Origin of the sequence: Olsenella sp. DNF00959, assembly GCF_001553055.1 — a bacterium.
Taxonomy (GTDB): domain Bacteria; phylum Actinomycetota; class Coriobacteriia; order Coriobacteriales; family Atopobiaceae; genus Olsenella_I; species Olsenella_I phocaeensis.
Map to the genome: position 1 here is coordinate 1 of NZ_KQ960126.1, position 19,132 is coordinate 19,132.

Genomic DNA, 19,132 nt, shown 5'->3' on the forward strand with positions numbered 1-19,132 from the left:
TACACATCTCGGCTAGCTGCGAATCAGGGTCTGCCGCGCCCGGCTCCAGGAGCAGCACGCCCCCTCGGGGGCGAGGACGGTCAGGAGCCCGTCGCCGAAGGGCCTCCCCCGTGGCCGCGGCAGAAGGCGGCCGGCATGCCAGCCCCGTCCCCGTCAGAGGCGGGGGAGGCCCTGTGGGGCTCGGCGAGCCTCTCGAACATCAGCTAACCCTCCCCTCGCGCACAAGCGGCAGGACGCCGCCGCACATGGCGGCGCCGACCCCGCCGAACGCAAGCGCAAGGCCCTCGCTGGACGCGAAGCCCATGCAAAGCATCAGAGCGCAGGCTGCCAGAACGACGATGGACACCGCCCTCGCCGCACCGGCAAGTGCGGGCCTTGCGGGAAGCGCGAGCAGAAGAACGCCCAAAACCACGAGGCATACCCCAATGGTGCGGTGCGGGCCATCCCACACGCTGAAGCGAACGCGCCCGGAATTCTCCACGCTCGAGCGCACAATGTCGTCAGCGCCCAACTGGGCAAACGTGCTAGCGCGCGTGCGTATCAGCGTACTCGGCGAAATTGGCGTGCGTATCAGCGTACTCGGCGGTACTGCGTGTGCGCGTCAGCGTGCGTGACGCAGCCACAGCGTGACGCAGCCGCGGCCGCAGCGTATTGTCCCCGCCGTCGCGCCGGCGGCATGCGCGCCCCTCTCGCCTGTATTATCAGCGTGTTGCGCCCTTGCCGAGAGCTTGCCTGGGCATGCCCACTGCGAGCACAATGCCATACGTGCAAACGCAAAGCTGATCGCCGAGGAGCGCCAGACATGTCCCTCTACCTGCCCGAGCAGTACGACCCCAAGATGAGCGTCTGCCAGACGGAGGATGCCATCAAGTACATCCGCGATACCTTCCAGCGCGAGATGGGCCGCGAGATGAGGCTCTCGCGCGTCTCTGCCCCGCTCTTCGTGGAGAGGAGCTCCGGCCTCAACGACAACCTCAACGGCGTCGAGCGCCCCGTGAGCTTCGACGTGCCCTGGCAGCCGGACGAGACCGTGGAGGTCGTGCAGTCGCTGGCCAAGTGGAAGCGCATGGCGCTGCGCAAGTACGGCTACCAGCCGGGCGAGGGAATCTACGCCAACATGAACGCCGTGCGCCGCGACGAGGAGCTGGACAACCTGCACTCCTGCTACGTGGACCAGTGGGACTGGGAGCGCGTCATCCGCCGCGAGGACCGCAGTGAGGAGACCCTGCGCAGCACCGCGTCCGAGGTCTTCCGCATCATCAAGCACATGCAGCACGAGGTCTGGTACAAGTACCCGGACGCCTTCTACCGCCTGCCCGACGAGATGCACTTCGTGGACAGCGAGGAGCTGCTGCAGCGTTATCCCGGCCTCACGCCGCGCGAGCGCGAGGACGCGATCACCCACGAGCTGGGCTGCGTCTTCCTGATGCGCATAGGCGAGAGGCTCTCCAACGGCGAGCCGCATGACGGTCGCGCGCCGGACTACGACGACTGGCAGCTCAACGGCGACATCCTCTTCTGGTACGAGCCCCTGCAGCGCGCGCTCGAGATCTCGAGCATGGGCATCCGCGTTGATGCCGTGGCACTGCGCTCCCAGCTCCAGAAGGCGGGGTGCCCCGAGCGAGCCGAGCTTCCGTACCACCGCGCGGTGCTGACGGACGAGCTACCCTTCACCATCGGTGGCGGCATCGGACAGTCCCGCCTGTGCATGCTGCTCCTGGGCCGCGTCCACGTTGGAGAGGTGCAGGCCAGCATCTGGCCTGAGGACATGGTGCGTGCCTGCGAGGAGCACGGGGTGCGGCTGCTCTAGCGTTCTAGCATGGCCGCTCCGGTCATGGCCTCGCACGACCGTCGCGTGCGCCCGCATTCCAGCCAAAGGGCTCGGGCCTCTCCCCTCCGTGCTACGCTCTTCCCGTCACGATGCCGTGGGGACGGCACGGACGTCGTCGGAAGGGGAGTGCCATGCTCGACTTCACCTACTTTGCGCCCACCAAGATTCACTTCGGCCGAGGCCAGATCAGCCACCTGAGCGAGCTGCGCCAGAGCGGCGATCGGGTGCTTCTCTGCTACGGCGGCGGCAGCATCAAGCGCAATGGCATCTACGACGAGGCGCTTCGCGTCCTGGGCGAGGCCGGCATTCAGGTCTTTGAGCTCGATGGCGTCGAGCCCAACCCCCGCATCCAGACGGTGCGACGCGGCGTCGAGCTCTGCCGCTCCAACGGCATCGACATGGTCCTCGCCATCGGTGGGGGCAGCTCCATCGACTGCGCGAAGGTGGTCGCGGCGGGCGCCCGCTACGACGGGGACCCCTGGGACTTGGTCATCCATCCGCAGCTGATCGAGGCCGCGCTGCCCATCTACACCGTGTTGACGCTCTCGGCCACGGGGTCCGAGATGGACGCCTTCGCGGTGATCAGCGACCTCGAGAAGAACGAGAAGTGGGGGACGGCCGGCTCGGCGCTGCTTCCCACGATGTCCGTGCTCGACCCCAGCTATACCTTCTCGGTGCCCGCGCGCCAGACGGCAGCGGGGACGGCGGACATGATGAGCCACACCTTCGAGAACTACTTCCACTTCGAGCCTGGCAGCTTCCTGCAGGAGCGCCTCGCCGAGGGCATCCTCAAGACCTGCATCCACTACGGGCCCATCGCGCTGGCCAAGCCGGACGACTACGAGGCGCGCGCCAACCTCATGTGGGCGTCGAGCCACGCCATCAACGGCCTGGTGAGCGAGGGCTGCTCGCCGGCATGGTGCGTGCATCCCATGGAGCACGAGCTCTCAGCCTTCTATGACATCACGCATGGAGAGGGGCTCGCGATCCTGACGCCCGCCTGGATGGAGCACGTGCTGGACGAGCGCACGGCTCCCGTGTTTGCGCGCTATGGCCGCAACGTCTGGGGCGTGACTGAGGCCGACGACATGGCCGCGTCGCGCGAGGCCATTCGCCTTACGCGCGAGTTCTTCTTCGGGACGATGGGGATGCCCGCGACGCTGCGCGAGGTGGGCATCGCGAGTGACGAGCACTTCGCGGTGATGGCCAGGAAGGCAGCCGCGGGCTGCAGGGGCAGCTTCGTGGAGCTGGGCGAGAGGGACATCGAGCAGATCTACTCTGCCGCCCTCTAGCGGGAGCGAGGGCCAGGCGAGAGGGACGCGCGTACGGCGCTGGTGGCGGTGCGAGGCGTGGCCAGTTGTGTTACGGCTTCGGCTCGTGCCGCCAGTACGTCGTTGCGCATGCCTCTGGGTCGCTGGCACGCCGTTGCGCGCATTCGTCTGGACTCGCCACGCAGTTGTGCACGTCCCCGGCATCCTCCACGCGAAAGCGCACACTCGTCCCCCTCTCCATCTGCGCAAACGCAGGGTCTGCTGTGCGCAACAGCGTGCTGGGCGAAAGGGGCGTGCGCAATCGCGTGCGGGACGAGGCACGGAAGGTCTGGCGCGCTCGCTTCAGCTTTAAGGAGGGGAAGGGCTACAAGTACAGGCCCGTTGTCGTTCTGGCGTCTGCTCCCTGACGTCAGTTACGCCATATTAGCAGGTAGATAGGTATATTTGACATTACGGGGCATCCTCGCGGGCACTCGGTCGGTCGGGTTATGATGTGGCCGGAGTGAATTATTCATCGGTTCCGCAGGAGGATGGCATGGAAACGAAGTCCATCGGGGTGGTGGCTCTGCTTGTCGTCTCTCTGGTCCTAGTTGTTTGGGGAGCGTTGCTCGTGTCCGGCAGGGGTCTCAGGTCCATTGCGGGAAACAGGAAGGCGACCGATGAGCAAATCGAGGCCCAGAAGCGAGACGGGCTGGGCCACGCGATTGGCGGCATACTGATTGGGATGGCTGCCATCTGCATGGTAGAGCTCATCGTGATGTACCTCTGATGGCCCATGCCTTTGAAGCGATCATCGATTGCTTGGGTTGACCGCATCGCTCAGATTCCGGTCTCGTACCTGGGGATTGCAGGACGCATCGGCCGACTGAGCGACAGGGATCCCTTGGCGCTCGCTTGCATTCTGAGGAAGATTGCATCGAATGTTCACTGATGTCTTGCGTGCTGGGCGGTCCATGTGCGGCCGTGCCGCCAGTACGTCGTTGCGCACGCCTCCGGCATCCGCCACGCAGCTGCGCACATCTCCGGCATCCTCCACGCTAAAGCGCACGCCCGTCCCCCTCGCCATCTGCGCAAACGCAGGGTCTGCTGTGCGCAACAGCGTGCTGGGCGAAAAGGGCGTGCGCAACAGCGTGCTGGATGAAAAACGTGTGCGCATGCGCGTGCGGGATGGGCACTTCGTGCGCTCGTGCGTGCCAAGCGAGAAAGGCACCGCTCATCTCGCTTGAAAGACTTCGAGATAGTACCCGATTTGGGTACTATTCGGGTAAGTACTGCAAAGGAGGTAAAGTATGGCAACTGTGACACCCCCTCATGACGCGGAGATAAAGACACGCGCTCCCCGCAAGGTGCGCGATGGGGCGCGGAAGGTCTACGCGCGCTGGGGCATCAGCCTGAATGACGCGATCAACATGTTCCTGGTCAAGTCGATAGAGGTCGGCGGCCTTCCCTTTGACCTCCGTCCTGAGGCTCCGAGCTTCGAGGAGCTCTCGGCGCTGGCATACAAGGCACAGCTGGACTCCTCGGACACCGCCATCCTCCCTGCGGACTGGGACGAGGATGAGTGACTTGAACCTATGCAGATGGGAGGTCTGGCACGCCCGCTTCAACTTTCAGGAAGGGAAGGGTTACAAGTACAGGCCCGTTATCGTGCTGGCGTCTGATGGCAGAGACCAGCTGGTCATGATGGTTACCAGCGCCACCAACAAGCTCCATCTTGAGAATGACTACAGGCTTGTCGACTGGGCACAGGCGGGGTTGGACAAGCCGTCGATCGCTCGGGTGGATCGCATTGCCCAGATTCCTGCCTCGTACCTGGGGACTGCGGGACGCATTGGCCGATTGAGCGAGAGGGATGCCCTGGCGCTTGCCGGCATCCTGCGGAAGGTCGCGTCGGAGGCGCGCTAATGCCTGCAAGGCAGGTCGGCATGTGTGCGAGCTGTGCCGCCACGCAGTTGCGCACGCCTCCGGCATCCGCCACGCGCTTGCGCACACTCGCCCCTCTCACCATCTGTGCAAACGCAGGGTCCGCCGTGCGCAACAGCGTGCTGGGCGAAAAGAGCGTGCGCAATCGCGTGCCGAGCGAGAGCAGCAGCTCGGGCGACGCCGCGAGCTCTATCTGGCGAAGGGCGCACCGCTCTTCGGCGGCCAGGTCTTCGTGCCCGACGACCTGGACGTCATCGAGCTGGGATAGTCTTTCCCCAACGCGAACCGAAGGGACGTCACATATGAACATGCAAGAGGCCATGGCCGCGCGCCACACGGTGAGGAAATTCGACGGACGGTCGCTCGACGACCAGGGTCTTGCCGCCCTCGAGGGGCGCGTCGAGCTCCTCAACCACGAGCATGGCACCCACATGGTGCTCGTCCACGACGACGGACATGCCTTTGGCGCGCTGCTCCGCATGACGCTCGCCCGCGGCGTGCGTGACTACGTCGCCCTCATGGGTCCCGAGGACGGCTCGCTCGACGAGGCGCTGGGCTGGTGCAGCTCGGACCTCATGCTCCATGCCCAGACCTTGGGCCTGAACAGCTGGTGGGTGGGCGGGACCTTCAGCCGTGGCGGTGCTTCGCGTGCGGCGGGTATGGCCCAGGGCGAGAAGCTCGTGGGCATCGTCTGCGTGGGCCATGGCCTCGAGCAGGGGAGGCCTCACCGCTCCAAGCGTGCGGACCAGGTGAGCTCCTACGCAGGCGAGGAGCCCGAGTGGTTCAGGGCGGGCGTCGAGGCGGCCCTCCTTGCCCCCACTGCCATCAACCGTCAGGCGTTCATGCTGGAGGGCTCGGGCCGCACGGTGCATGCGAGCTATGCGCCCGGGGCGCTCGCCGGCGTCGACCTGGGCATCGTGAGGCATCATTTCGAGCTGGGCGCTGGCAGGGAGAACTTCGACTGGGCGTAGTCCCCGTGCTACCCGTACCTCTCACCATGTGACAATGTTGAGTTGCGCTGTCCTGGTGATTGACCGCAGAACTTTGCGGATTGGATTGACGATGCGACAGATTCACATTCCGAGACAAATGGGGCAAGCGGTTCGTTCGAGGAGGCTCGAGCTTGGGCTGACGCGGCGGGAGCTTGCGGACAAGGCCGGGGTGTCCGAGCGGCTTGTGCTCTCGCTTGAGCAGGGAGAGGCGACGGGCATTCGACTCGACAAACTCTTGGGGATCTTGGGCTCCCTTGGGCTCTCGCTGTATGTTGGTGGTGGCTCGAGCACCGCGACTGCCGTGCGGCAGGCGTCTGCTTCGCCTCAGGTGTCTGACGAAGAGCTAACGAAATGCTATGAAGAGACCTACGCGGACTTTGTTGCCGAGTCCCTCTCCGATGCGTATGGCTGGGAGGGGTGAGGATGTCCCGACAGCTTGTCGCAATTATGGGAACCAAAGAGGTCGGCATGCTCTCGCAGACCGACTCGGGCAGCTTCGAGTTCAGGTATGCCGATGGCTACGATGGAATTCCCCTCTCCCTTTCCCTTCCCGTGAGGAATGGTGCATATGCGGAGCGAAGACTAAGGCCCTATCTGTTCGGCCTCTTGCCCGACAGCGAGGCAGTCCGCCGAGACATTGCACGTGAGTTCGACGTGAGCGCCAATAATCCCCTGGCCCTGCTTGAGCATATCGGCCTGGACTGTCCTGGCGGGGTCCAGTTCTGCACGCCAGACAGCGTGTCTAAGGTGCTGGGACGCTCCTCACGCTACGTGTCCCTCTCTGACGAACAGATTTGCAATCGCCTCAGACGGCTTCGCCAAGGCCCGGAGGACTCTTGGGTGGGGAGGGGGGAGCATTGGTCGTTGGGTGGCAATCAGGGGAAGTTCGCACTTGCATTGCGAGAAGGCGCGTGGTGCTCCTGCGAGGGATCCGCCGCGACCACGCATATCTTCAAGAACGGGGTCCTTGGCTATAGCCTCCAGGCTCTGAACGAATACGTGTGCATGAGACTTGCTGCTGCATGCAACCTGCCCGTATCAAGGGTCGAATACAGGATGTTCGGAGATGAGCCCGCAATCGTCGTTCGTTGCTATGACAGGGCGGTCGGCCGAGAGGGCGAGATCGCTCGCATCCACCAGGAGGACCTATGCCAGGCCTTGGGCGTCATGCCCGACATGAAGTACACGATTGACGGAGGCCCCGGGGCGTTGGACGTCGTACGGTTGCTGTCGAAGACCAGCAGGGCACGCACAAATGTTGAGCTGTTCACCAGGATGCTCTTCTTCAACACGCTGATAGGGGCTCCAGATGCTCATGCCAAGAACTATTCGGTCCTGCTGGGCGGAGGGGGCGACGCGCTTCTGGCTCCGATGTACGACGTCGCATCTGGCCTTTGCTACGAGTCCATGCGCAGGGACGGACGGCTTGCGATGGGCATAGGGGGAGAGAATCGCTTCGGTCGGATGAGCAGAAAGGCATTGAGCAAGTATGCAGAGGGTGCGGGCATGAGGGGCTATGGATTCGACGAGGCATGGTGCGTGGAGACTATGCTGCGGATCGCGTCCGATGTAATCGGCAAGATTGGCGGGGTGTTCGATGCCAGCGAGGGTCTTCCGGGCATCGAGGAGCTGAGATCCAGGATGGAGACGCCAATAACGCGCAACTTCGAGCGCATCATGGCACAGCTCAAATAGAACAAGGACTTGCGCTCGCTACCTCGCGGACGCGTGCTCCTGGGCTGCGGCCACGAAGCTCTCGATCAGCCGCCGCTGGTGCCAGTCGCTGGCAAACATGAGCTCCGGGTGCCACTGGACCGCCCACACGTAGCTCTTCTGGGGCATCCACACGGCCTCGACGAGCCCGTCGTCCGACCAGGCCATGGGCTCAATTCCCGGCGCGAGCTCGCGCAGGGCCTGGTGGTGCTTGCTGTTGACGCCCATGGACGGCTCCCCGTCGAGCAGCCTGCCAAGAGGGCTTCCCTCGACGATGCTCACGTCGTGCCACGGTGCGTCGAAGGGCGGGTCCATGCGGTGGGTGTGGCTCTGCGGGCACTGCGTGGGGATGTCCTGGACGAGGTTGCCGCCCAGCGCGACGTTGATGACCTGGATGCCACGGCAGATGCCCAGCACGGGCAGGTCGCGGCTCACGGCGCGAGGCACCAGCACCATCTGCAGGGCGTCGAGCTCCCTCTGGGGCTCGTCCACCTGGGGCAGCGGGCTCTCTCCGTACAGATGGGGATTGACGTCGTAGCCGCCGGTGAGCAGGATGCCGTCCACGTGACCCAGGATCTGGTCGATGTCGGTCACGTCGTTGGTGTAGGGAAGCATGACGGGAATCGCCCCACAGGCAGTCAGCGCCTCGAAGTAGCCGGGACGGATCACCGTCTCGTCCGTGTCGGGGTTGGTAAGGGGGGTCACTCCTATGATTGGCTTCATGCTCGCATCCTCGTTCGTTTGGCAACCTATTGAGCATAGACCACAATTGCACGCATGGCAGGCAATTGACAAAGTCGAAAGACCGTTGCCGAGCGGTCGTGGCTTGGCTAGGGTGGGCGTGACAAACGTGACGCTGGACGGTCGACATGGGTCGTCCGTATGGGCGAGAGGAACGGGAGGATCCCATGGAAGGCGAAGGCCAGACGAACGACCGCGTCGAATGGGAGGGCGGCGTGGCAGGGCTTGACGACCATGAGCGTCGTGTGACCCAGGCGGGAAACCCCGCCCGCCCCGAGGGCAGCTTCGGCGCCCAGATGCTGCGGCGCATGAACCAGAGCCATGAGGGCCTCACCAACTGGGCACTCGACTTCCTGTCCTTCGCCCCGGGCGACCAGGCCCTGGACGTGGGCTGCGGTGGAGGGGCAACCATGGGCCGCCTGGGCCAGCGCATCGCCGCGGCCGGGGACGGCACCCTGTGGGGCCACGTCACCGGACTGGACTACTCCGAGGTCTCATGCGAGCAGTCCCGCCTGGCAAACACCGAGCCCATCGCAGCGGGCGCGATGGACGTGGTCTGCGCCTCGGTGGCCAAGCTTCCCTTTGAAGATGCGAGCTTCGATGTGGTGACCACGGTCGAGAGCTTCTACTTCTGGCCAGACCCCGAGGCGAACCTGCGCGAGGTCGCTCGTGTCGTCCGTCCGGGCGGCCGCTTCCTCCTGGTCGCTGACGTGTACCTGCACGAGGGGCTCGACCCGGACACCCTGGCGAACATCCGCAAGTACGACCTGACGGTCCTCTCGCCCGAGGGGTACGAGGCGGCCATGCTGGGAGCGGGCTTCTCGTCCTGTCGCTGCCATCTGAGCGAAGAGGGTTGGATCGCTGTGGAGGCCCAACGTTAGGCCGGAGCATCGACGAAGGGGACGGTGGGACGCGGCTCCAAGCACCGGCCCGTCAACACATGGAGCGCTCGAACGTCGGGGCGGCGGGTCCAGATGGGTCCGCCGCCCCTCCTTCTTGGGTCGCAATCATCTTTTCGCATGCCTCCAGCAGCCGTCTGCGAAATGCCTCCCTTTCTCGACGGAGCGAAAGGTATTATCTGGTATACCTAAGGCATACGAAGTAATACCAATGCAGCAGCAAAACGTAGCAAAAAACAGCTCGCAGGGGTGAACATGAAGGAAAAGCTGACGCCGGTGGTGGCCAAGGTCCTTCCCGACGAGAAGGACCGCTTCTTCGAGGCGACCGAGCAGATCGGGACCACGCCGTCCAACGCCATCCGGATGTTCATCTCGGCGTTCAACCGAGCCGGTACGTTTCCGTTCGAGATAGTCGCCCCGAAGGTGGGGGATGGGGGGATCGCCGATGCGCGCGGAGATACGGTGGCGCTTTCTTAGGGCGTCCATCTTGCTTGCGAGGGTCCTTCCCTGCACGATGACCTCGCGCATGCGCAGCGCCTACGTCTCGAACTCCCTCCGCTGCATGTGGCACTAGCCAGACGCGCCTGGCCATGACTTGGGTCCAGAGGCGTCTGGCCTCTGGCGCGCCTGTCGCTGTGCCGCTCCAGGGAGTATTTTTATGTTTATCGTCAGCAAGATAAACAACAACGTGGCCATCGCACTGGATGACAGCGGGCGCAAGCTCGTGGTCTTCGGTCGTGGCATCGGCTTTCCCAAGACTCCCTACGAGCTCAAGGATTCCACGCAGATCGAGCGCGCCTTCTATGGCATCGACAAGAGCCTGCTTCCCATGCTGGTCTCGCTCTCTGACAAGGTGCTCGAGGCCTCCGCGGAGATAATCGAGCTGGCAGGCGACCGCTTCGGCGAGCTCAATCCCAACCTGGTCCTGACCCTCGCCGACCACCTGCAGTTCGCCATCAGTCGAGAGGAGGGCGGGATTCACCTCGAGAACCCGCTCTCGACCCAGATCGGCATCGTGTATCCGCGCGAGGTCGAGGTGGGCTGGAAGGGCCTGGACGTCTGCGAGCGCTGCTGCGGGATTCGCCTGCCCGACTCCGAGGCCTACACCATTGCCGTGCACATCGTCAGCGCCGAGATGGACCAGGCCTCTGGGGCGGGCGGCATGCACCTGGTCATGGAGAGCACCGAGCTCATAGAGGAGATCGTCTCCATCGTGGAGTCCTTCGCGGGCGGGGTGCTGGACCACAAGTGCTATGCCTACACCCGCTTCATCACGCACCTGCGCTACCTGGTCTCGGTCCTCCTCGGCGACGCCGAGCCGCCCGAGGGGGGCATCGACGCGGATGGCATGCTGGCCATGATCCGCAAGGCCTACCCTGCCGCCTATGCCTGCACCGAGCGCATCGTCGAGCACCTCCGCAAGCGCAGCTCCTGGGAGTGCACAAGCGAGCAGCGCCTCTACCTCGCCATGCACGTCAACCAATTCCTCAAGGCCCAATAGCCCCCACGGCGCCGGCGGCGTCGCGCGGCGAGGCCCCAAGTCAGCCCTACAAGCCCCTAGGAAAGGGAGTACGGATGGATCCAGCAAAGAGCGCGGCAGAAATCCTCGAGGCGGTGGGAGGCAAGGAGAACATCTCTGACGTCTCGCACTGCTTCACCAGGCTCAGGCTCGTCCTCAAGGACGAGGGCAAGGTCGACCAGAAGAGGGTCGAGCAGACCGAGGGCGTGATCCAGGTGGTCAAGGCCCAGGGCCAGTTCCAGGTCGTCCTGGGGGCCAAGGTCGAGAAGGTCTACGACGCGCTCCTGCCCATGGCGGGCATCGAGGGCACCGGCCTCGTCGACGCCGAGACCGGCAAGCCCGTCGCCGACGAGCCCAAGGGCAAGCTGGGCGACCGCATCCTGCAGACCGTCGCCAAGATGTTCACCCCGCTTATTCCCGCCATCGCCGCGGCCGGCCTGATCAAGGGCCTGCTCACCGCCGCGAAGCTCATCTTCGCGCGCCAGGGCATCGACATCGCGACTTCCGATACCTACGTGCTCCTCTATGCCGCGAGCTAGATCATCTTCTACTTCATGCCCGTCTTCCTGGGCTACACCGCGGCCAAGGCGCTCAAGTGCAACGAGATCATCGCCATGGTGCTGGGTGGCTTCCTCTGCTACCCGCAGGTCGACGCCCTGATTCAGGATACCTCCACGGCGACGGTCATCTTCGGCCTGCCCGTGGTCAAGGCGGCCTGGACCATCGGTGAGTCAACCAAGGTCTTCAGCTACACCGAGTCGGTCATCCCCATCCTGCTGGCCGTGCTCGTCCTCATGTACGTCGAGCGCTTCCTCAAGAAGTACGTCCCCGAGATCCTGCAGATCATCGTGGTCCCCGGCGTCTCCCTCATCGTTATGCTGCCCCTCACCCTCTGCCTCCTCGGGCCCGTGGGCATCGTCATCGGCAACGTGATCCAGGTCGTCTACTACGCCCTCATGAACTTCAACGCCCTGCTCGGCGGTGCCGTGGTCGGCAGCCTCTGGGGCGTGCTCGTCATCTTCGGCGCCCACCGCGCCCTGCTTCCCGTGGGCCTCAACGACGTCGCCGTGAGCGGCAGGCAGAACCTGCTCGCCTTTGCCGGCGCTGCCAACTTCGCCCAGGGCGGAGCCGCCCTCGGCGTCATGCTCAAGACCAAGAACGAGCAGCTCAAGGGCGTCTCTGCCTCTGCGGTCATCTCGGCCGTGCTCGTCGGCATCACCGAGCCCGCCATCTACGGCTGCAACCTGCGCTTCAAGAGGCCCATGGTCTGCGCCATCGTCGCCGGTGCGATCGGCGGCGCCATCATGGGCGCGGGCGGGGTCTACGGCGACGCCTTCGCCAACAACGGCGTCCTGACCATCTTCACCTACGCCGCCTTCGGCATGACCCCGTTCGTCTTCTACCTTGTGGGCTGCCTGGTCGCCTTCGTGGGCGCCTGCGTCGCCACCTACGTGGTGGGCTTCGAGGACCTGCCCGCGACTGTGGGCGAGAAGGCCCCTGCGGCCTCCGTCGCCGCCCAGGCCTAGCCAGATCGTGGAAGAGGAGCACGCAATGCCAGCAAGCTTCCCCAAGGGCTTCAGGTGGGGCGCCTCGTCCTCGGCCTTCCAGATCGAGGGGGGCTGGGACGAGGGCGGCAAGGGCCCGAGCGTCGCGGACCACAACGCCTTCAAGCGCTCCGACCGCCAGGCCGACACCAAGGTCGCCAGCGACCTCTACCACCGCTGGCGCGGTGACGTCGCGCTCATGAAGGAGCTCGGCCTGGGCATGTATCGCTTCTCCATCGCCTGGACGCGCATCGTTCCCGACGGCGACGGCGAGGTGAGCGAGGAGGGCGTCGCCTTCTATGACGCGCTCATCGACGAGCTGCTCGCCGCGGGAATCGAACCCTGGGTGACCCTGTACCACTTCGACCTGCCCTGGGCGCTCGTGGAGCGCCACGGGGGCTGGGCCGACCGTCGCTGCGTCGATGCCTTCGACCGCTATGCCCGCATCTGCTTCGAGCGCTTCGGCGACCGCGTCAAGCATTGGCAGACCATCAACGAGCAGAACCTCATGGTCCGCGTGGACGAGCGCATGAACATCGCGGCGTCCGACCCCCTCGAGGCCGACCGCCTGCGCGCCCAGATGGACTACCACATGTCCCTGGCGCACGCCCGCGCGACGAGGTCCTGTCACGAGCTGGTCGAGGGAGGGCTGGTGGGCCCTGCCATCTCGTCCACCTGCACCTACCCGCTCACACCCAAGCCCGAGGACGTCTGGGCCGCGCGCAGCAACGACTACCTCAAGACCCTGTACAACCTGGACATGTGCCAGTACGGTGCCTACTCCGGCTTCTACATGGACTACCTCGAGAAGCGCGGCATCGTGCCCGTCATGCTCCCCGAGGATGCGGAGACCCTGCGCCATGGCAAGATGGACTACCTGGCGCTGAACTACTACCGCACCCTCTGCGCGAGCTACCTCCCCGTCGACGACGAGCACCCCCTGGGGTCTCGCGCCTTCCGGGGCAACGAGGTGGACTTCGACCAGTACGGCTGGTGCCGCGACGAGAGGAACCCCTCCCTCGAGGCCAGCGAGTACGGTGCCCAGATCGACCCCATGGGCCTGCGCATCGTGCTCGACGAGTACTACGCACGCTACCGTGTGCCCATCATCATCACCGAGAACGGCCTGGGGGCTCCCGACGAGCTCACGGCCGACGGGCGCGTGCACGACGACTATCGCATCGACTACCTGCGCGCCCACGTGGGGGCCTGTCGCGACGCGATGCGCGACGGCGTCGAGCTCATGGGCTACTCGCCCTGGTCCGTCATGGACCTCCTGAGCTCGCACCAGGGCTTCCGCAAGCGCTACGGCTTCATCTACGTGGACCGTGGCGAGCACGACCTGCGGAGCCTCGAGCGCGTCCGCAAGGACAGCTTCTTCTGGTACCAGAACGTGATTAGGACCAACGGGGCCGAGCTCTAGTCGGGCCAGGCACACGTTCCAAGAGGGGAGAGCCGCTTCGGCGATGGCCGCGGCGGCTCTCCCCTTCGCATGGCGCGCCTCCCCGGCGCTTGCATCGGGCATGGTCGGGTGGGGGAGAGGGACGCGCCGCGACGGGCCGTGCGCCTTGTTGGCGCGGACACAGGAGGGCGGGGCGGCCCGAAGTTGGACCGCCCCGCCTGACGTGCGACTATGAGCGCCCGCGCTACTGGATCTGGGACACCATGGCCATGTTGGTCGAGGTGATGTAGTCGCCCTGGGAGGGAGAGGTCTGGGGGTCGCCGGCGGTGATGACCACCAGGTCGTCCTTCTCGACCAGGCCCTGCTCCTTCGCCACCGTCAGCGCGTTGTAGCAGGTGGCAGAGAGCGAGCCCTGCTCGGTGGTCTTGTAGGCGTGGACGCCCCACTGGAAGCAGGTCTTGCGGATGGCGTGGTTGGACGGCGACATCGCGTAGATCGGCAGCTTGGGACGGAAGTTCGAGATCAGGCGCGCGGTTCGGCCGGAGTGCGTGGGGCAGATGATGCACTTGGCGTTGACGCGGTCGGCGATCTCGACCGCGGCCAGGCCGATGGAGGCGTTGACGTTGCGCAGGCCGCCGCGGTCGTGGAAATTGTGGCGCTCGAGCAGGTAGCGCTCGGTCTCCTTGCAGATGGAGGCCATGGTCTTGACGGCCTCGATGGGGTACTTGCCGGCAGCGGTCTCGCCCGAGAGCATGACGCAGTCGGTGCCGTCGTAGACCGCGTTGGCGACGTCGTTGACCTCGGCGCGGGTGGGACGGGGGTTGCGGATCATAGAGTCCAGCATCTGCGTGGCGGTGATGACGGGCTTGTAGGCGTCGTTGCACTTCTGGATGATGGTCTTCTGGATATGAGGGACCTGCGCCGCGGGAATCTCGACGCCCAGGTCGCCGCGGGCGACCATGATGCCGTCGGAGACCGCCAGGATCTCGTCGAAGTTCTTGACGCCCATGGCGCTCTCGATCTTCGGGAAGATGTAGACGTTGCGCATGCCACTCTCGGCGCAGATCTGGCGAATCTCCTCGACGGCGCCGGCGTTGCGGATGAAGGACGCGGCGATGGCGTCGATGCCCAGCTCGCAGCCAAACATGATGTCGGCGCGGTCCTGCTCGGTGACGGAGGGCAGGCCCACCTCGACGTTGGGCACGTTGACGCCCTTGTGCTCGCCCAGCTCGCCGCCGTTGGTGACCTTGCAGTACATGTCCTCGCCCACGACGTGGTCGACCTCCAGGCCGATGAGGCCGTCGTCGATCAGGATGGTGGAGCCCTTCTCCACCTCGTGGGGGAGCTCGGCGTAGTCGAGCGAGAAGCGCTCGGCCGTGCCCTCGATGGAGGTGTCGGTGGTCACGATGATGTCGTCGCCGGTGTTGAGGGTGACCTTCTGGCCGTCCTTGAGCAGGCCGGTGCGGATCTCGGGGCCCTTGGTGTCGAGCATGATGGCCACGGGGATGGACAGCTCGCTCGAGATGCGGCGGACGCGCTCGATGTTGTTGCGGTGGTAGTCGTGGCTGCCGTGGCTGAAGTTGAAGCGGGCCACGTTCATGCCGTTCTTGATGAGCTCGGTCAGGACCTCGTCGCTCTCGGTCGCGGGACCCATGGTGCAGACGATCTTGGTTCTCTTGGCAGGCATGTTCGTTCCTTTCGGTCTTCCTATGTGACTCAGGCTGGTCCGAAAGGGGACCAGCCTGATTTTGGCGTCCAACAAAACTGACGACCGATGATTATAGGACGTCCGCAGATGCGTCATTGACAAATGGGCAACTTGCCTAGCAAACGACGCTGCGCTCCACAAAATCGGTACCGTTGGCGAAGGCGCGGGCGTTCTGGAGCGTGACCTTGGCTATCTGGCCCAGCGCCTCCTTGGTGAAGAAGGCCTGGTGGGAGGTCATGACCACGTTGGGGAAGGAGCAGAGGCGGGCGGTGATGGAGGAGCCCAGGATCTGGTCCTCGCGGTCCTGGTAGACGTTGGCGTTCTCCTCCTCGTAGACGTCGAGGCCGGCGGCGCCGATCTTGCCCGACCTGATGCCGCGGATGAGCGCGTTGGAGTCGACCAGGCCGCCGCGGCCCGTGTTGACGAAGATGACGCCGTCCTTCATCTTGGCGATGCTCTCGTCGTTGATCATGTGGTAGCTGTCCTCGTTGAGGAAGGCGTGGAGCGAGATGAGGTCGGCGCGGGCGTACAGCGTGTCGTAGTCCACGTACTCGTCGATGATGTGCTCGTCGTCGACGAGGCTCTGGTTGGGATAGAGGTCGGAGCCCAGGACGGTCATGCCGAAGCCCTTGCAGATGCGGCAGAGCGCGGCGCCGATGCGGCCGGTCCCGATGATGCCCGCGGTCTTGCCGTGCAGCGTCACGCCCACGAGCCCCTCGAGCGAGAAGTTGTTCTCGCGCACGCGGATGTAGCCCTTGTGGATGCGGCGGTTGGCGGTGAGGGCGAGACCCATGGCATGCTCGGCGATGGCCTCGGGCGAGTAGGCGGGGACGCGCGTGACCTTCATGCCCAGGGACTTGGCGAAGTCCACGTTGACGGCGTCGAAGCCGGCGCAGCGCATGAGGATCAGTCCGACCCCCAGGCCGCGCAGCACCTCGAGCGTCATGGCCGAGATGTCGGCGTTCACGAAGGCGCAGACGGCGTCGTAGCCCTGGGCAAGTGTGGCGGTGAGCGGGGTGAGGTTGGTCTCGGTGAAGTCGACCTTGAGCTCGGGGTAGTCGGAGAGGATCGAGTTGAACGAGGACTTGTCGTAGCTCTTGGTGCCGAAGACGAGAACGTTCATGTGACGATTCCTTTCTCTGGGAGCCGCAGCCCCGATCCAAGTACGTTCTGACGTCTTGATTCTAACGCAGGTGAGGGTCCTGAGGCGCAGGTCGCCGCTCGCCCGTCGGGTCGCGGGGAGAGCGGGTGGGGGTCGGTGGGGGTCGGCGGAGCCGCGCGCGGCGGGCGAGGGGCGACAATCGGCGGAGCCGCGCGCGAAGTCGGCGGGCGCGCGCCCGGGGGACGGTGGGGCGTCCGCGCCGAGCCGGTGGGCGAGAGAAGTTGTTTGCTGTTCTCGCATACAACTTCAAAACCGGGCAAGCGTTCTACCTGCTGATATGTAGCCCCTCGTGTCAAGGGGCAAAAAGGTCCCAGCCCAAGGTTTCTCGACTCGGGCTGGGACCTTCCCCCTATGACCAACCGTCCCGGTCCGCGGCACTCAAGCGTGTCTGATTCGACGCACGACTGCGAGTCTGACATCCGCGTGTTGGCTAACGCATTCCGATGCCTCGGCTGGGGAGTTCCGCGCGTCTAGGTTCGTGCATGGCCCGTCTCCGGGCTGCACATAGCGGATTCGCGGGTTGCCCCACGCGCCATCTCGTCGGGACGCGGGACGATGTGGTTTTGTCGGTGCGCCCTACTCGGCGCCCGTCGCGAGCGCCCAGACGAAGCCGGCCATCTCGCGGGCCACGGCGACCTTCACGAGGTTCGGGGCCTTGCCCCTCCTGGAGAGCGCGGCGTAGCGGTCATGGAGCCTGCGGTTCGCCTTCCTTGCCGACGCGGCGTCGCGCGGCGCCAGCTTGGCCGCCGCCTCCCGCTGAGTCTCCAGCGCGGGCGGCCACGCCCTCGCATGGTGCCAAGAGGCCTCGACGAGCAGGCGCCTCACGTGCCCGTTCCCGGTCTTCGTGATTCTGCCGCGCGACCGGGACTCCCCGCTCGAGGACTCGGAGGGCACGAGGCCGACGTAGGACATGAACGACCGCGCGTCGGGAAAGCGCGAGAAGTCGCCGACCTCCGCCGCGATCGAGAACGCGGACACGGTGGCGATGCCCCTCAGCGCCGAGAGCCTCGCGACCGTCGGCCCCCACTCGGGCGTCGCCGCCTGCTCGGCGATGGCCCCGTCGAGGCGGTCCCGCCTCTCCTCGGCGTTGGTGACGCAAGCGAGGTAGTCGTCGTAGACGAGCCGCTCGCTGGGCTCCCCGAAGTGCAGCGACGACAGCCAGGCGCGGCGCCTCCTGGTCCACGTGGCGCCCCCGTCCCAGACGATCCCCTTCCTGAGCGGGAACTTGGAGAGCTGGTGGCGCGCGCATCAGGTCCTCGCGGCAGTCCTCTCGTGCACGGGAAAGGTCGCGCGCCGCCTCCTGGGCGGGCGTGGGCACGGCGACCTCGACCACGTTGCCGACGGCGAGCGTGCGGGCGAGGAAGGCGGCGTCGCGCCTGTCGGTCTTCACCCTGTCCCCGGACGGCCGGAGCATCTTCGAGACGGCCCCGACGACGCACGGCACGTCGGCGGCCTCGAGCTTCCGCTGCAGGTCGAAGCCGGTGGGGCCGCTCTCGTAGACGCACCTGGCCGGCTGCGGCAGCCCCTTGCACCACCCCGCCACCGCGCTGGCGTCGTAGCCGAACGACGACCGGAGCACCTCGCCCGTCTCGACCACGAGCGCGGAGGCGCAGATGGACCTTGCATGCACGTCAAGACCGACGTATGTAGAATTGAGCATGGCTGGGACCTCCCGTGATTGTGATATGCCTGACACCGACAGCGGCAAGGCTAACTCACGTTGCCCCCGAAGAGGGCCCATTCGGTCATCACCAGAGCGAGTCCCAGCCACCTCTCTTCATATCGTCTAGCCCAAGCGGCTGGCACGGAACCGGTCCTGACGAGATGGCGTGGGCGTCGCCGAGGAGTGGCGTGCGCACCGAGGTGGAGGAGAGGGACATGATCTATGACGGCATGGCTGGCGTCGAGCGCTACGGTGGCCTCTACAGAGGCTTTGACGTGCTCATCGACTGGTTGGGGAAGAACGACTACCGTGCCCTCGAGGCAGGCAGGCACGAGATCCTGGGTGACAGGGTCTTCGCGCTGGCGCAGGACGCCACCACGCGCAGGCGTGGGGACGCGCATTACGAGGCGCACCGTCGCTACATGGACCTCCAGGTGGACGTCGAGGGTTACGAGGCGTTTCTCGTGACCCCGGGAGCGACGGAGCCCCTCTCGCCTTACGACGAGGGGGCGGACAAGCAGTACCTCGATGTGGCGGTGGGAAACGATGACGAGTTCGGCGGGGAACTGGGCCACGGGCGCTTCGCCCTCTTCGTGGTGGGGGAGCCGCACATGCCCAACCTGGCCCCGGCGGGCATGGAGCCCGGCCCCATCCGGAAGGTCTGCTTCAAGATCCTGGCCGACGAGCTCTGGGATTAGGGCGAGTGGGTGGGGATGGGGTGCCGGAGCGTGGTGCGCGTGTGTCCCTCGTGGCCGCGTCCCTTG

Annotated in this window: 19 protein-coding genes; 15 read left to right on the forward strand and 4 right to left on the reverse strand. The window is 65.4% G+C overall.

Features of this window, described 5'->3' with window-relative positions:
* Positions 1-802: 802 nt before the first annotated feature.
* The 8 genes from asnA to HMPREF1868_RS03440 all read left to right on the forward strand — a co-directional run bounded on the left by asnA (position 803) and on the right by HMPREF1868_RS03440 (position 7,712).
* A complete protein-coding gene (asnA, locus tag HMPREF1868_RS03400; protein ID WP_062530452.1) occupies positions 803-1,810 on the forward strand; it encodes an aspartate--ammonia ligase in 1,008 nt (335 codons plus the stop codon).
* 152 nt (positions 1,811-1,962) lie between these two features.
* Complete coding sequence (locus tag HMPREF1868_RS03405) at positions 1,963-3,123, forward strand: iron-containing alcohol dehydrogenase (protein WP_062530453.1); 1,161 nt, start codon at positions 1,963-1,965, stop codon at positions 3,121-3,123.
* 514 nt (positions 3,124-3,637) lie between these two features.
* On the forward strand, positions 3,638-3,871 hold the full coding sequence (locus HMPREF1868_RS03410) for a hypothetical protein (protein WP_062530456.1): 234 nt from the start codon (positions 3,638-3,640) through the stop codon (positions 3,869-3,871).
* 520 nt (positions 3,872-4,391) lie between these two features.
* Complete coding sequence (locus HMPREF1868_RS03415; protein ID WP_009277803.1) at positions 4,392-4,667, forward strand: type II toxin-antitoxin system RelB/DinJ family antitoxin; 276 nt, start codon at positions 4,392-4,394, stop codon at positions 4,665-4,667.
* Entirely contained in the window at positions 4,660-5,007 is a 348-nt protein-coding gene (locus HMPREF1868_RS03420) for a type II toxin-antitoxin system PemK/MazF family toxin (RefSeq protein ID WP_062530458.1), read from the forward strand. Before HMPREF1868_RS03415 ends, HMPREF1868_RS03420 begins: the two co-directional genes overlap by 8 nt.
* A 320-nt stretch (positions 5,008-5,327) precedes the next feature.
* Complete coding sequence (locus HMPREF1868_RS03430; protein ID WP_062530462.1) at positions 5,328-5,996, forward strand: nitroreductase family protein; 669 nt, start codon at positions 5,328-5,330, stop codon at positions 5,994-5,996.
* 91 nt (positions 5,997-6,087) lie between these two features.
* Complete coding sequence (locus tag HMPREF1868_RS09540; protein ID WP_072500690.1) at positions 6,088-6,438, forward strand: helix-turn-helix domain-containing protein; 351 nt, start codon at positions 6,088-6,090, stop codon at positions 6,436-6,438.
* Positions 6,439-6,464: 26 nt separating this feature from the next.
* The gene (locus tag HMPREF1868_RS03440; RefSeq protein WP_255353935.1) at positions 6,465-7,712 is read left to right on the forward strand and encodes a type II toxin-antitoxin system HipA family toxin; all 1,248 of its coding nucleotides are present in this window, start codon (positions 6,465-6,467) and stop codon (positions 7,710-7,712) included.
* Between the two features lie 18 nt (positions 7,713-7,730).
* On the opposite strand, the gene HMPREF1868_RS03445 is transcribed toward HMPREF1868_RS03440, so the two are convergent.
* Positions 7,731-8,453 (reverse strand): gamma-glutamyl-gamma-aminobutyrate hydrolase family protein, encoded by a 723-nt coding sequence (locus HMPREF1868_RS03445; RefSeq protein ID WP_062530466.1) that lies wholly within the window; start codon positions 8,451-8,453, stop codon positions 7,731-7,733.
* A 185-nt stretch (positions 8,454-8,638) separates the two neighbouring features.
* Here HMPREF1868_RS03445 and HMPREF1868_RS03450 point away from each other — a divergent pair, with 185 nt between their 5' ends.
* The 6 genes from HMPREF1868_RS03450 (at position 8,639) to HMPREF1868_RS03475 (ending at position 13,856) form a co-directional block, all read left to right on the forward strand.
* Entirely contained in the window at positions 8,639-9,352 is a 714-nt protein-coding gene (locus HMPREF1868_RS03450; protein WP_062530468.1) for a class I SAM-dependent methyltransferase, read from the forward strand.
* 273 nt (positions 9,353-9,625) lie between these two features.
* Complete coding sequence (locus tag HMPREF1868_RS03455) at positions 9,626-9,847, forward strand: type II toxin-antitoxin system RelB/DinJ family antitoxin (RefSeq protein ID WP_062530470.1); 222 nt, start codon at positions 9,626-9,628, stop codon at positions 9,845-9,847.
* A 181-nt stretch (positions 9,848-10,028) separates the two neighbouring features.
* Positions 10,029-10,871 carry a PRD domain-containing protein gene (locus HMPREF1868_RS03460; protein ID WP_062530472.1) on the forward strand — a complete coding sequence of 281 codons (843 nt, stop codon included), beginning with the start codon at positions 10,029-10,031 and terminating at the stop codon, positions 10,869-10,871.
* A 74-nt stretch (positions 10,872-10,945) separates the two neighbouring features.
* On the forward strand, positions 10,946-11,428 hold the full coding sequence (locus HMPREF1868_RS09850) for a PTS transporter subunit EIIB (protein WP_062530474.1): 483 nt from the start codon (positions 10,946-10,948) through the stop codon (positions 11,426-11,428).
* Positions 11,429-11,431: 3 nt separating this feature from the next.
* Positions 11,432-12,415: a PTS sugar transporter subunit IIC gene (locus HMPREF1868_RS03470; RefSeq protein ID WP_304437894.1), complete on the forward strand. Its 984-nt coding sequence runs from the start codon at positions 11,432-11,434 to the stop codon at positions 12,413-12,415.
* A 25-nt stretch (positions 12,416-12,440) separates the two neighbouring features.
* Positions 12,441-13,856 (forward strand): glycoside hydrolase family 1 protein, encoded by a 1,416-nt coding sequence (locus tag HMPREF1868_RS03475; RefSeq protein ID WP_062530478.1) that lies wholly within the window; start codon positions 12,441-12,443, stop codon positions 13,854-13,856.
* A gap of 223 nt (positions 13,857-14,079) precedes the next feature.
* Here the strand turns inward: HMPREF1868_RS03475 and pyk are convergent, their stop codons facing one another.
* The 3 genes from pyk to HMPREF1868_RS09970 form a co-directional block, all read right to left on the reverse strand.
* Positions 14,080-15,522, reverse strand: coding sequence for a pyruvate kinase (gene pyk / locus HMPREF1868_RS03480; RefSeq protein WP_062530480.1), 1,443 nt, complete (start codon positions 15,520-15,522; stop codon positions 14,080-14,082).
* A gap of 136 nt (positions 15,523-15,658) precedes the next feature.
* Complete coding sequence (locus HMPREF1868_RS03485) at positions 15,659-16,666, reverse strand: 2-hydroxyacid dehydrogenase (RefSeq protein WP_062530482.1); 1,008 nt, start codon at positions 16,664-16,666, stop codon at positions 15,659-15,661.
* A 615-nt stretch (positions 16,667-17,281) separates the two neighbouring features.
* Positions 17,282-17,683: an IS110 family transposase gene (locus HMPREF1868_RS09970; RefSeq protein WP_231782250.1), complete on the reverse strand. Its 402-nt coding sequence runs from the start codon at positions 17,681-17,683 to the stop codon at positions 17,282-17,284.
* Positions 17,684-18,556: 873 nt separating this feature from the next.
* Here HMPREF1868_RS09970 and HMPREF1868_RS03495 point away from each other — a divergent pair.
* Positions 18,557-19,066, forward strand: a complete 510-nt coding sequence (locus HMPREF1868_RS03495) for a NanQ anomerase/TabA/YiaL family protein (RefSeq protein WP_062530484.1) — start codon at positions 18,557-18,559, stop codon at positions 19,064-19,066.
* The last annotated feature ends 66 nt before the right edge of the window (positions 19,067-19,132 follow it).

Excerpts from the sequence above, each read along its gene's own strand:
- asnA (WP_062530452.1), top strand. The coding sequence starts at position 803 with ATGTCCCTCTACCTGCCCGAGCAGTACGACCCCAAGATGAGCGTCTGC.
- HMPREF1868_RS03405 (WP_062530453.1), top strand. The coding sequence starts at position 1,963 with ATGCTCGACTTCACCTACTTTGCGCCCACCAAGATTCACTTCGGCCGA.
- HMPREF1868_RS03410 (WP_062530456.1), top strand. The coding sequence starts at position 3,638 with ATGGAAACGAAGTCCATCGGGGTGGTGGCTCTGCTTGTCGTCTCTCTG.
- HMPREF1868_RS03415 (WP_009277803.1), top strand. The coding sequence starts at position 4,392 with ATGGCAACTGTGACACCCCCTCATGACGCGGAGATAAAGACACGCGCT.
- HMPREF1868_RS03420 (WP_062530458.1), top strand. The coding sequence starts at position 4,660 with ATGAGTGACTTGAACCTATGCAGATGGGAGGTCTGGCACGCCCGCTTC.
- HMPREF1868_RS03430 (WP_062530462.1), top strand. The coding sequence starts at position 5,328 with ATGAACATGCAAGAGGCCATGGCCGCGCGCCACACGGTGAGGAAATTC.
- HMPREF1868_RS09540 (WP_072500690.1), top strand. The coding sequence starts at position 6,088 with ATGCGACAGATTCACATTCCGAGACAAATGGGGCAAGCGGTTCGTTCG.
- HMPREF1868_RS03440 (WP_255353935.1), top strand. The coding sequence starts at position 6,465 with ATGGGAACCAAAGAGGTCGGCATGCTCTCGCAGACCGACTCGGGCAGC.
- HMPREF1868_RS03445 (WP_062530466.1), bottom strand. The coding sequence starts at position 8,453 with ATGAAGCCAATCATAGGAGTGACCCCCCTTACCAACCCCGACACGGAC.
- HMPREF1868_RS03450 (WP_062530468.1), top strand. The coding sequence starts at position 8,639 with ATGGAAGGCGAAGGCCAGACGAACGACCGCGTCGAATGGGAGGGCGGC.
- HMPREF1868_RS03455 (WP_062530470.1), top strand. The coding sequence starts at position 9,626 with ATGAAGGAAAAGCTGACGCCGGTGGTGGCCAAGGTCCTTCCCGACGAG.
- HMPREF1868_RS03460 (WP_062530472.1), top strand. The coding sequence starts at position 10,029 with ATGTTTATCGTCAGCAAGATAAACAACAACGTGGCCATCGCACTGGAT.
- HMPREF1868_RS09850 (WP_062530474.1), top strand. The coding sequence starts at position 10,946 with ATGGATCCAGCAAAGAGCGCGGCAGAAATCCTCGAGGCGGTGGGAGGC.
- HMPREF1868_RS03475 (WP_062530478.1), top strand. The coding sequence starts at position 12,441 with ATGCCAGCAAGCTTCCCCAAGGGCTTCAGGTGGGGCGCCTCGTCCTCG.
- pyk (WP_062530480.1), bottom strand. The coding sequence starts at position 15,522 with ATGCCTGCCAAGAGAACCAAGATCGTCTGCACCATGGGTCCCGCGACC.
- HMPREF1868_RS03485 (WP_062530482.1), bottom strand. The coding sequence starts at position 16,666 with ATGAACGTTCTCGTCTTCGGCACCAAGAGCTACGACAAGTCCTCGTTC.